Here is a 12,430-nt window from a genome sequence, read left to right on the forward strand (position 1 = left end):
TAATTATAACGAATTTACGTATATATAACAATTTACTCTTTCTTATTTTGAGGAATTGTTAAACTAAATGCAGTTCCTTCATTTTGCTTACTTTTCACTGCAATTGTTCCGGCATGTGCTTCAATAATATGCTTAGCTATAGCCAGTCCTAGCCCTGTTCCTTTTTTCTTGTTATTGCGCGTGCGTGATTTGTCCGCCTTATAAAATCGTTCAAATACAAAGGATAAATCCTCCTCTGGTATACCAGACCCATTATCAGTAACTTCAATATAAAGCATCTCTTCTATATTCTCTACAAAAATGTGTACATTTCCGTTATCACTCGTATGATTTAAGGCATTATCAATTAGGTTTGTCAACACTTGCTCCAGTCGATCTGCATCAAATACTGCCTCATCTTTCCTTATTTTTTTAGTTAACTGTAAATGAATATTATTTTCTGCCGCAGCACGCTCGAACTTTTTAAAAACACGATTTACGAAATTATCCACATTCTGGCTTTCTAACTGTAATTGAATGTGTCCTGCTTCCATTCGTCCGATATCGAGTAATTCATTGACGAGTCGTCCCATTCGTAACGATTCCTCATGGATAATCTGAGCGAGCTCATTTTTCGCTTCTTTTGTATCTGCAATATCATCGACAATCGCTTCACTATACCCTTGCAACAAAGCGATAGGTGTCCTGAGCTCATGAGAAACATTTGCAATAAAATCTTTTCGAAGCTTATCCATCTGTCTTTCTTCGGTCATATCACGTATAACTGCTACCGCTCCACGCACATAGGATTGATCATATAACGGTGTCATAATCATCACCCAATTCCGACCTTGTAAGCTAAGCTCCTGTAAAACTTCTTTTTCTCCATTAATAACCTTTTGCAATATTTGATTTAACTCTTCCGGCAACAACGGATTCATTTCATCAAATACACGCCCATTTTCATAATACCAATCTTGTATAAATTTTTTAGCTGGCGGGTTTGTAATGATCATTTCACCTGTGCGGTTTAAAGTAATTACTCCGTCTGCCATCGAAGTTACAATTCCTGATAACTGTTCTTTTTCTTGACGTAATGCATTAATATGGAATTTCAACTGTCTTCCCATCCGATTAAACGCAATTGCCAATTCCCCAATTTCGTCATGGGTAAGGATTGGAACCTTTGTATTGAATTCTCCTCTTGTCAAATCAAATGCTGCTTCCCTCATTTTTATTAGCGGCGATGTAATCCTTGTAGATAAGAAAAAGGCGAAAACGGTAGTTAAAATAATTGCGATCCCCGCTGCAACGAAGATAATTTTAGTCGTTTCTGCTTTTGTTTGGTCGACAACATCAAGCGATTGATACACAAGAACGATCCCTTTTTTCGTTTCTAATGGGTCTGCCACGATCATGATTTCAACATCATTTTCTGGAATAATGATCTGTTTATTAAACGGTTCACTGTTCGTCATCGCTTGATTAATTGCTTCATTATTTTGAAGCCAATTCGCATCTAATTCAAGGAGCTCTTTATTTGTCGTATCGGAAGCCCAAATGGTTCCATCCTTGTATAAAATAACGACTCTGCTAGCAGGGTTTTTAACGCGCTCTGTTGTTTCCATAATTAATGCTTTTTCATCATGCTGCTCAACTAATACCGACACCTTTGTCGCTGTTTGCATCATCCCTTTTTCCGCTTCTTGAATATGAAATCCTTCAAAAAATTCTAGTAGCAGTATCGTTAAAATAAATAATACGAAAGAAACTAGCAATAGAATTGTTATTGCTAGTTTGCCAACTACACTACGCCAAAACATTATGCATCATCTACCTCAAGTTTATAACCAACACCCCATACAGTAACAATCATTTTCGCGGCTTCCTTAGAGACATTTGTTAATTTTTCTCGTAATCGCTTCACGTGCGTATCAACAGTTCTTAAGTCGCCGAAAAATTCATATTCCCACACTTCTTTTAACAGGTCTTCCCTTTTGAACACTTTATCAGGAGCTTTTGCTAAAAAGCATAACAATTCATATTCTTTTGGTGTTAAACTAATTTCTATTCCATTTGCTGTTACTCGATATGCATCGAGATCAATTGTTAAGTGAGGAAATACTATTAAGTTTGTTGCTTGTGTCTTACCTTTATTATAATTCGCGTCTGTTGTTCTCCGCAGTACAGCTTTTACTCTAAGGACAACCTCTCGTGGACTAAACGGTTTAACGATGTAATCATCCGTCCCTACTTCAAAACCTTGTACACGGTTTGATTCCTCGCCTTTAGCGGTCAGCATAATTACCGGTGTGCTTTTTTCCTGTCGTAACGCTTGGCAAACTTCTATACCATCCATTCCTGGCATCATTATATCAAGCAAAATGACGTCGTAGTCATTTGTTAATGCCATATGTAACGCATCCGTTCCATTATCTGCTTCCTCTACAGAAAATTCTTCTCTTTCTAAATACATGCGCAATAATCTTCGGATTCGATCTTCATCGTCTACAATTAAAACAGTTGCATTTTCAGCCATTATGGAACCTCCTCCATATATTCTTCTTCCAGTATAAACGAACTCTATAAAAATGTATAAGTAGAGACATGACCTCATTTATTTTCAAATGGAATCATGTCTTTTTATCTACCAATTATTAAGCGTACGAATGCAGACCAGCTAGTACTAAGTTTACGACGACTAAGTTAAACATAATAATCGCAAAACCACCAACTGCAAGCCACGCTGATTTTTCTCCATGCCAACCTCGTGATAATCTTAAATGTAAGAAGGCTGCATAAAAAAACCAAGTAATAAGTGCCCAAACTTCTTTTGGATCCCAACCCCAAAATCGATCCCATGCTATTTGAGCCCATATTGCCGCGAAAATTAAGCCACCAAGTGTAAATACCGGAAAGCCAATTGCAACAGCACGGTACGTAATTTCATCCAATAAATCTGGCTTTGCTTTTTTCAAGAACGGCTGTATGGCAGCCCCTATTCTCTTTCTTAAAATGATACGGATAATCCCGTACAGAATAGAACCGACAATAAATGACCAAAGAACTGTATTAAATTTTCGACCTGCATCTGCCCCATGCATCCATTCAGGTGTTTCAAACAACGGTTGCATTACTCCGTTTGTTAAAAGTACCCCTTCATGCGGACTTGCAATTGCCGGCAAATGATAGTTGGATACCAATGTCTTATTCCCAGAAGGATATTCAAATTGTGCATGATAATTCATTACATTGAAAGTAGTTGTAACAAAAACAAACCCTACTGCAATAACCAAAGTATATAATACCATTTCCAACCAAGCACTCCGTTTATTAAGCGTTGACTGATCTACTTGTCTGATTAAGTAAATTAAGGCCGTAACAAAGCTTAAGGACAAAATAGCATTCCCTAATGAAACCGTAGTTACGTGAATGTATAACCAATCACTTTGCAACGATGGCACGAGTGGTGCAATTTCTCGTGGAAACATACTTGCATAAGCGATTACGATTAATGCAATTGGTAATGCAAATAACCCAAGTATAGTTAAGTGATATATATAATATAATATGATAAACGCTAAAACCATACACATGCCAAAAAACGTCATAAATTCAAACATATTACTAACTGGAGCATGTCCACTCGACATCCAGCGCGTTACAAAATAAACGGTTTGTGCCAAAAACCCTATAATCGTAATGCTTATCCCGATTTTTGCAGCTTTGCCTCGAGTTCCGTCAGTTTGGTTCGTTTGTTTGTCACGAATCGTTGCACCAAAGAAAAAAGTAGCAATTAAATATAAAACAAATGCTGTATATAGTGCAGAGCTGCTGATGCTATATAAACTGTCCATCCATAAACCTCCTTAATAAGTAAAGCTCCCTTTCAAGATTCGTTCTCCATGCATAAAACAAAAACCATTGGATTCTGTTTGGCGCACTATATTCACCCCAAAATAATCGTTCGTATATTTTGGGATATTACGCCTTTTTATCTTCAAGCTCTTGCTGATCAATTACCATATTAATATTCGTACCAGCGATTGCTTTTTCTATATCCTTTTTTACACCAAACCAGTTTTTATTTGTATGAGCAGCTAACAATATTCCTTCATCTACTGGATTTATCCAAATTCTTCGATGCTGCCAATACATTCCTTGGATAACCCCAATCATAAAAATAAGCGCTCCAAGTCCAAATAAAGGTAACGTATAATCTCTGCGCACGGTGAGTCCACTAACATTATGCATTTCAAAGTCAATAATACCAAGCTTGAAATTGTTCTCCCCTGATGCATCAATATTTTTACCTATACCAACAAAGCTAACTTCCGGTGTATCTAAATCAGCCGGGTAATAGAAAAAGACAAATGCTGGGTTTCGTGGATATTTTGAATTTGATCTTGGCTCACCATTATCTAAATAATAATCCGGATAATACTGATCTATTACAAGTTTCGAGCCGTCTTGTAGCTCGTAGGAAGTTTCCGGAGACGTTAGATCAATTTTCACTGTATCAATTGCCGTTTCTTCTTCATCGTCTGTTCGATAAATTTTAAAACTCATATTTGTAAACTCATTTTCTTGGTATCCAGATTGATACAACGTATACCCATCAAATTTAAGCGGCTGATTCATTCGAATGATGCCTTTTTGGAGCTTCTCCAACTCAGGCTCAGCTCCTGCTACTGTCGTTTCTTCTGCCTTATATATAATAGCATTTGTTTGGTAATTTTTAGGTACTAATCCTTGCTTTTCAATTGCATCCTTAAACCGTTCATCATTAGCGTCATAAAACTCGACTGTAAACTTTTCATTTTCAATATAATACTCTTCATCTGTTCCAGGTATTGGTAGTTGCTGTCCCTCTCGAATCCAAATATAATCGTCCAAAAATAGAAAAGGCGTTAACCGCAATAGAGCTGCAGCTAAAATGATAATTAAACCGATATGATTTACATATGGACCCCACCTAGAAAATCTTCCTTTTTCAGCTAATATATGCCCATCTTCATTACGTACATTGTACCGTTGCTTTTTCAACTTGCTTATAACGGTCTGCTTTTCCTCTTTGGTGACAACATCTGTTTTGCTAAACAAGCGCTGTCTGCTTAGAAAGGATTCATGACGTTTTGCCTTTTGTATTTTCAATGCTTTATATAATGGCACGACCCGATCCAAACTACAAATAACTAAGGAAACTCCAATAAGTGCAATTAATAGCATATACCACCAAGAGCTATATAGATTGTGGAAACCAAGCTGATAATAAATTTTCCCAAATAGACCGTAGCGTTCTTCATAAAAGATTGACGGATCACGTGAGACAGCATCAGCAGGTATGTATATTTCTTGTGGTAAAAAAGAGCCAATAGCAGATCCAATTAATGCAAGTACAATAAGCCATACGCCGACTTTAACCGAAGAAAAAAAACTCCAAATTTTATCAACAATCGACTTATTATATGTTTGTGATCTACGGGCTGTACCGTCATATCGCATATTCAATAGCTTTTTTTTATCATTACCATCAATATGCTGGTTTTCTTCAATTGGTTTACCACATGCTTCACAGAGTACCGTACCTTCTGGATTCACATGGCCACATTCACATTTTATTTTTTCCATTTAAACCCCTCACAATATCAATTCTACTCAGGCTTTATTTCTTGGAAATAGCCCTCCAACCGTTCTAGCGTTAAGGCTCCTTCAACTTTCTCAACAATAATACCGTCAGGATTAATAAAAAAAGTAGTAGGAATTGGTCTTACCTTATATAAACTGCTCACTTGACTTTTTTTATCGTGAGGTATTGGAAAAGTTAATTCATATTTGTCAATAAACCGATCAATTACAAGCTCCGTTGCGTCAAGACTAATTGCTACAATTTCTATGCCACTGTCATTATATTCAGGATATAGCTTTTGCATATAAGGCATTTCTGCTTCACAAGGTTTACAATACGTAGCCCAGAAGTTAAGCATAACACCTTTTCCTTTTAACTCGCTTAATTGAATTGTTTCCAATTCATTGTTTTCATTTATTTGCTGTAATTTAAAATCAGGTGCTTTATCACCAACATCATACACTGTTTTATCCTTATTAAAATTGGCATATAGAGCAAAAGCGACTGCTGTTATTAACAAAAAAAGAATAATAGATCTAAAAACGAATCGTTTTTGGATCTTACCTTTTTTCTTTTCTCTCACTTTTTTCAAATCCACGCTGATCACTCCCATTGCCATTATAGCATTGTTGCATCGGATTAAGTTTGTCTATTGTTTAACATTTTGGCTCGCCAAAGATTTCATTTGTTTTACTTCATATGGAGTTAATTGACGATAAGTTCCTTTTTTGAGTCCTTTTAATGTTAAGAGACCATACTTTTCACGCTTTAATTTTAAAACCGGAAAGCCGAGCTGTTCCATCATTCGTTTAACATGTCTGTTTTTACCTTCGTGGAGCGTAATTTCCAATAATGCTGTGTTCGCTTTTTTATCAACAGATACGATTTTAGTATGCACTGCTTTTAATCGTTCTTGGTTGGACATAACACCTTTTTTTAATTTATTAAGCTCATTCTTTGTAGGAATACCCTTCACTTTAGCGTTGTACACCTTTTTAATTTCGTGCTTCGGGTGCATTAAAAGATGTGCAAAGTCCCCATCATTCGTCAATAGAATAATTCCAGATGTGTCATAATCCAATCTCCCTATTGGAAACACGCGTTCCTCTACACCTTCTAAAAAATCAGTTACTACCTTCCTATCCTTATCATCTTTCACACTTGATATAACACCAGTGGGCTTGTACAGCATATAATAAACAAACAGCTCTTTTTCAAGAGGGATTTCATCAACGGTAATCTTATCCTTTGCGGATACCTTCGTACCTAATTCTGTAATAACTTTATCATTCACTTTTACTCTTCCATCCAAAATAAGCTGTTCTGCTTTTCTTCTCGATGTAATCCCACTTTTTGCTATTACTTTTTGAAGCCTTTCTAACGATTCGCTCATTTTATCATCCACCTATTTTTTCCCATAATGAAAGCGTTAATTTTCATTAACGCTCTTGTTTATCCGAATATCATCCTTACAACTAGTATAGACGCTATTATACCAATTAAATCAGCTAATAGTCCAACCTTTAGTGCGTTCCCCATTCTTTTAATGCCTACAGCTCCAAAATATATCGTTATTATATATAAAGTCGTATCTGTACTCCCTTGCATTGTAGAGGCAAGTCTACCTATAAAGGAATCTGGACCATGATTCCCGATAATTTCAGTCGTCATTCCAAGTGCTGCGGTTCCTGAAATTGGTCGAACGAGAGCGAGAGGTACAATCTCTGGTGGTATACCGATCAATGCCAATAACGGGGAAATTGTATCAATTAGAGCATCAAGGGCGCCTGAACTTCTTAATATAGAAATCGATACGATCATTCCTACTAAAAAAGGAAGCAAGGAAAAGGCCATCTTTATACCTTCTTTCCCTCCTTCGGCAAATAACTCATAAGTAGGTATCTTTTTCCATGTTGCGACGACTAATACAATCAAAAGAAAGCAAGGAATCATCCATATACTGATCGTCGTTACAACATTCAATTTAATCCCCTCCACATTTCCGTTTATCGATGGAATAAAAGAACCGATCAATACATATTGCACCAATCGTCGAACAAATCGTTGCCAAAATCGTTGTCCCAACAATTTCTGTAGGAGATATAGAATGGTGCTGCAGCCGAATAGCAATTACAGTAGTTGGAATAATCGTTAAACTAGAAGTATTTAATGCAAGAAACGTAATCATGGAGCGCGATGCTTTTTCCGAGCCACTTAATTGCTTCATTTGTTCCATTGCTTTAATTCCCATTGGGGTAGCTGCATTTCCTAAACCAAACAGATTTGCAGATATATTCGACAAAATATAACCTAATGCCGGATGACCCTTTGGTATATCTGGGAACAACCACGTAACTATTGGTCTAAATAATTTTGTAATCGTTTTTAATATTCCGGCTTTTTCAGCGATGTTCATTATTCCCAACCAAAATACTAAAATACTTATTAGGCCAATCGATAGTGTAACGGCTTCTCCCGCACTTTCAAACAACGCTTTATTTACTTGCTCCATCGTTCCATGAAACATCGCATAAACAATTCCAATAATTGCCATAAAAGCCCAAATAATGTTAACCATCTGGATCAATCCTTACGATCATCTTGAAGATGTAGGTGACATTTTCCGAAAACGTGTCGCTTTTTACTGAGGGCGGGAGATAAATAAACGTCTCATCGACAGGCTTAGAATCTAAAGAGAATACTATTTTCCCTGTAGTCCTTTCATTTTCTAATTGCTTTCCACTCCATAAAATTATGCGTCGATCGATGTTCGCATATTCCTTATCTGTTAAAGGATAATACAGAGAATCTAAAACGTATCCAGTCCTTTTTGTTTTTAATTCATTTATTTTGTAAATGATTTCTCCTCGTTCTTGCAAAGGTTGTAATGTATAATTTTTAAATCCCCATTCAAACATTTGAATGTGATCACGCCAATCGTCTGGAGCATCTAAAGTAACTGCAATTAATTCAAGTGCATCCTTTTTTGCAGTTGTTAATAGCGTACGCCCTGACCGCTTTGTAAACCCTGTTTTACCTCCTGTACAATACTCGTAGTAGCTCGTGAGAAGCTTATTTTTATTTTTCCATCCATAGGATCTGCTTTCTGATATATACGTGCTCGTACTAGAAATCTCTTTAAACTTTTCGTTGTTCATCGCATATTGCATTAATAAAGCCATATCGTAAGCCGTGGAATAATGAGCCTCATCGTGAAGGCCATGTGGATTCGTAAAGTTCGTATTTGTCATTCCTAACCAGGCTGCCTTCTCATTCATCAGCTGTACAAATCCTTCAACACTCCCGCCAACAGATTCACTAATTGCTACTGCTGCATCGTTTCCAGAACGTAGCATTAGTCCATAAATAAGATCTTCCAGCTTCATCTTCTCACCTTGCTCTAAATAAATTGAAGATCCTTCCGTATAAATTGCTCGTCGACTAGTCGTTACATCTTCATTCAGTTTACCTGATTCAATAGCAATAATGGCAGTCATCACTTTTGTAATGCTCGCAATTGGCTGTTTTTCATTTGCTTGCTTTTCATACAAAACCCTACCTGTTGATTGCTCCATAAGTATCGCATTTTTTGCCGACACATCTACAGATGCTTGTACGATAATTGGAGACATAAGCGCGAAAAATAGGACAAATCCTATAGATAAATACATTCGCATGGTAGGCCTCCTCCCCTCTGACAGTACATACAATCATCTTATGCTTGTACATTGCAGTTATGATTAAAGATTATGTGTTCTCGTTGCAGTTTTTATCACACGACTCTTTCAAAATTGGCATCCAAAATAATAAGTAATGAACTGTATCCAATTGAGGAAGTGTGTGCTTGTTTGTTTGGAATTTTTAACAGTCGCATTTATTGACGATATAAAAAACAGGATTCACTCAGCCATTTTTGACCGAGTGAATCCTGTTTTAAATATGTTTGATATATGAGTCAATTTCATAATGGCCATTTCAAAAAATCACAAAAGAACAGAAATTTAAAATCGACTTATAAATTTAAAGCGAGATTGGTGTCTATTGTGTTCCATTCGGATCCACTACGCTTTCCGTGGGCACGGCCTCAGCTATTTTAAAAAGTTTTTTTCAAAAACTTTTAAATTGGATTTTCGACTGTTGCTTTTCCTGCAGGAGTCTGCGTGGATTCGAATTCCACACAGACGAGTTGGTGTTGCTATGAAACTTGTGTTTCTTAGTTGAATGCTGTATTAATTCATTCAACGGCTGTACGTCAGATTGAGTCAAGTATTTGTGGGTGTTATTTAAGAAGTTAAAAAACTCTCTTTGTATTCGTAAATTTTAGTATTGATTCCTACCGACCGCAGTAGATATACACTACGCTTTCCGTGGGCACGGTCTCAGCCTCCTCGAGAAAACCAACGGTGTTATTCATGTGTATATCGTTCGAAGTAAAATTGATCACATATTATCTAGTTAGATTTGTGCATCTGTTCCCCCACAAACATTTTACTCATACCGTATTTTAGCGGAGCCTGATCGCGAGCTTCAAAATGGGTTGTACCAATCGCGACAGTATCATCATCGCTTATTTTTAATTTTCGAAAGCAATTTATTCAATCACGATGTCGTGTACAATTTTTCGTATAGTATTCCTGTTGTTTTAACTTTTATTGTTTTGGAGCTCATTAAATCGATCAAAAAACAAATCTGCCTCTTGCTCCAACGTGTCTGAATTGATATTTTCTGGTAGTGGTGGGAGTTCAGCCAATGATGTCAGGCCAAAATACGTCAAAAAGTCTTTACCAGTACCAAACAAAACCGGCCTGCCAACACCCTCGCGTCTTCCCACTTCTTCAATTAAAGATTTTGCTAATAACGTCTGAACAGGTCGATCACTATTTACTCCTCTAATTTCTTCAATCTCTACTCTAGTAATCGGTTGTTCATAGGCGATAATGGCTAATGTTTCTAAAGCTGCTTGTGAAAGTCGGTTCGACTGCGGTGTCTCAAGTAGCTTTACAAAATAGGAACTGTGCTCTGGTTTAGTTGATAAATGATATACTTCGTGTGACTGAATAATCATCATTCCTCGTTCCGTATGCTCATAATCATATTTAAGCTCATTTATTAAATGATCAACAGAAGAAGGGGTTATATTCAACACTTTCGCTACTTGTTTAACAGTCACACCCTCATCACCACTAGCAAAAAGTAATCCTTCAAGTACGCCTTTAAGCTCTGTAAATTCCACCCTTATTCCTCCATTAGAAATACATATATAGAATCAAAATGTCTTTCTTGTTTACAATAAACTTTATTATTTTTCATTAATTCAAGAATAGCCATAAACGTAACGACAATTTGCGCTTTTGCTTTATATACAAATAATTGATCAAATAAAACACCGGACGGGTTATTTTTTAATACATCATTTATCTCAAGCATTTTTTCTTCAAGTGTTACTTCTCTCTGATTAATTGTTGTTTCTAAAGGAGCATTCCATTTTTTTCGTTGCAAGACATTCGTTAGGGCACCCACCATATCGTAAATGGAAATAGATCCCCTTTCTACTGGCACAGATTTCTGTAAGTCGTTAAACGTATACGGTGGACGCGTATAAATCTTGCTTTCATCGGATTCTTTTTCCTTTAACCTTTCGGCAGCTTCTTTATATTTTCGATATTCTATTAATCTTTGCATTAAGGCTTCACGAGGATCTTCAATATATTCTTCCTCTTCTTCCAACTTTTGTTTTGGTAACAACATTTGGCTCTTTATAGCAACAAGTGTAGCAGCCATTACGAGATATTCACTAGCAATATTTAGTTCTATTGTTTGCATTGCATGTAAATATTGCAAATATTGTTCTGTAATCTGTGCAACAGGTATGTCATAAATATCAATTTCATATCTTTGAATTAAATGTAATAACAAATCAAGCGGTCCTTCAAACGTATCCAATTTTACTTGATAAGGATTCGGTTCGTTCATTCCTTACGCCCTTTCAATGACAGCTGCAGGAAGTAGCTACATCCGTGTACTCTTGCTCTTTCTTATAAGATCGTGCTTGATGACTCTGTGTGAGATGAATGTAAGATAGGGGAATGTTTTTATTATTTCAAAAAATAACAAACAGCGGAAAACAGAAGAAAGATGAAGAGTCGCCAACTCCGTACTCTTCATAAAATGATAGCTATTTTATTCAAACGATCAAACATGGACTGCATCACATAAGCACGCCATTTAGTATGAGTACTGCTCATTTTGAAAAAAACAAATTTGATCTGTTTCATTTATTGCTTACTATTACTTTGCTGCATTGTCTTGTTCCGAAGCACATTTATTGAAAAAGCGTTGTGTAACATCGTTGGCACAAACAGCGTACTTATCCTCGTATAATCGTTTTATTTCAAACATCATCTTCTTGCCAATCCCTAAATTACGATACGACGGATTGACAGATATATGTTGTACAACTACATTCAGATCGTCTTCAATTTTCAGTCCAATTGCACCCAAAACAGAAGAATCTTCTTTCCATAGGAACAAGTGCCAATTTGGATTCGATTCGTATTCTTTAATCGTTTTCTGCAACACTTTGACATCTCTTTCTTCAGGCATAAAAGAGAGTAGTCCCATCGCAATTTTTTCTTGGTTTTTTTTATAACGAATTAACATATAAACCCCTCATTAAGGAATTACTTACTTTGTAGTTTTTATTTCTTGCGTACATTCATTTATGCACCATTCTACCTTATTTGTCAACTATGATCTACATTATGTGAAAATACTTTTTATCGTTTAGTATAAACAAGTAAGTTAAAGATTATACTATACTAT

12 protein-coding genes are annotated in these 12,430 nt (G+C 36.2%); all 12 read right to left on the minus strand.

All coding sequences use genetic code 11. The features are described 5' to 3' along the window. Positions 1-32: 32 nt before the first annotated feature. Positions 33-1,802, minus strand: a complete 1,770-nt coding sequence (locus tag ACLIBH_RS02530; RefSeq protein WP_439315110.1) for an ATP-binding protein — start codon at positions 1,800-1,802, stop codon at positions 33-35. Beyond that, complete coding sequence (locus tag ACLIBH_RS02535; protein WP_439315111.1) at positions 1,802-2,518, minus strand: response regulator transcription factor; 717 nt, start codon at positions 2,516-2,518, stop codon at positions 1,802-1,804. The genes ACLIBH_RS02530 and ACLIBH_RS02535 overlap by 1 nt, the downstream gene beginning before the upstream one ends. 118 nt (positions 2,519-2,636) lie before the next feature. Continuing rightward, complete coding sequence (gene ccsB / locus ACLIBH_RS02540; RefSeq protein ID WP_439315112.1) at positions 2,637-3,836, minus strand: c-type cytochrome biogenesis protein CcsB; 1,200 nt, start codon at positions 3,834-3,836, stop codon at positions 2,637-2,639. Positions 3,837-3,963: 127 nt separating this feature from the next. Beyond that, a complete protein-coding gene (resB, locus tag ACLIBH_RS02545; RefSeq protein WP_439315113.1) occupies positions 3,964-5,610 on the minus strand; it encodes a cytochrome c biogenesis protein ResB in 1,647 nt (548 codons plus the stop codon). 23 nt (positions 5,611-5,633) lie between these two features. Beyond that, positions 5,634-6,206, minus strand: coding sequence for a thiol-disulfide oxidoreductase ResA (gene resA, locus ACLIBH_RS02550; RefSeq protein WP_439315114.1), 573 nt, complete (start codon positions 6,204-6,206; stop codon positions 5,634-5,636). Positions 6,207-6,257: 51 nt separating this feature from the next. After that, positions 6,258-7,001, minus strand: a complete 744-nt coding sequence (locus tag ACLIBH_RS02555) for a pseudouridine synthase (RefSeq protein ID WP_439315115.1) — start codon at positions 6,999-7,001, stop codon at positions 6,258-6,260. Between the two features lie 59 nt (positions 7,002-7,060). Next, entirely contained in the window at positions 7,061-7,591 is a 531-nt protein-coding gene (locus ACLIBH_RS02560) for a spore maturation protein (RefSeq protein ID WP_439315116.1), read from the minus strand. A 1-nt stretch (position 7,592) separates the two neighbouring features. Continuing rightward, positions 7,593-8,186, minus strand: a complete 594-nt coding sequence (locus tag ACLIBH_RS02565; RefSeq protein WP_439315117.1) for a nucleoside recognition domain-containing protein — start codon at positions 8,184-8,186, stop codon at positions 7,593-7,595. After that, the gene (locus tag ACLIBH_RS02570; protein ID WP_439315227.1) at positions 8,179-9,240 is read right to left on the minus strand and encodes a D-alanyl-D-alanine carboxypeptidase family protein; all 1,062 of its coding nucleotides are present in this window, start codon (positions 9,238-9,240) and stop codon (positions 8,179-8,181) included. The genes ACLIBH_RS02565 and ACLIBH_RS02570 overlap by 8 nt, the downstream gene beginning before the upstream one ends. A gap of 1,010 nt (positions 9,241-10,250) precedes the next feature. Next, entirely contained in the window at positions 10,251-10,841 is a 591-nt protein-coding gene (gene scpB / locus ACLIBH_RS02575) for an SMC-Scp complex subunit ScpB (protein WP_439315118.1), read from the minus strand. A gap of 2 nt (positions 10,842-10,843) precedes the next feature. Then, complete coding sequence (locus tag ACLIBH_RS02580) at positions 10,844-11,581, minus strand: segregation/condensation protein A (RefSeq protein ID WP_439315119.1); 738 nt, start codon at positions 11,579-11,581, stop codon at positions 10,844-10,846. Positions 11,582-11,896: 315 nt separating this feature from the next. Next, positions 11,897-12,268, minus strand: coding sequence for a GNAT family N-acetyltransferase (locus tag ACLIBH_RS02585; protein ID WP_439315120.1), 372 nt, complete (start codon positions 12,266-12,268; stop codon positions 11,897-11,899). Between the last annotated feature and the right edge of the window lie 162 nt (positions 12,269-12,430).

It is taken from the genome of Virgibacillus sp. W0430, assembly GCF_051846935.1.
GTDB lineage: Bacteria > Bacillota > Bacilli > Bacillales > Amphibacillaceae > JBPYCR01.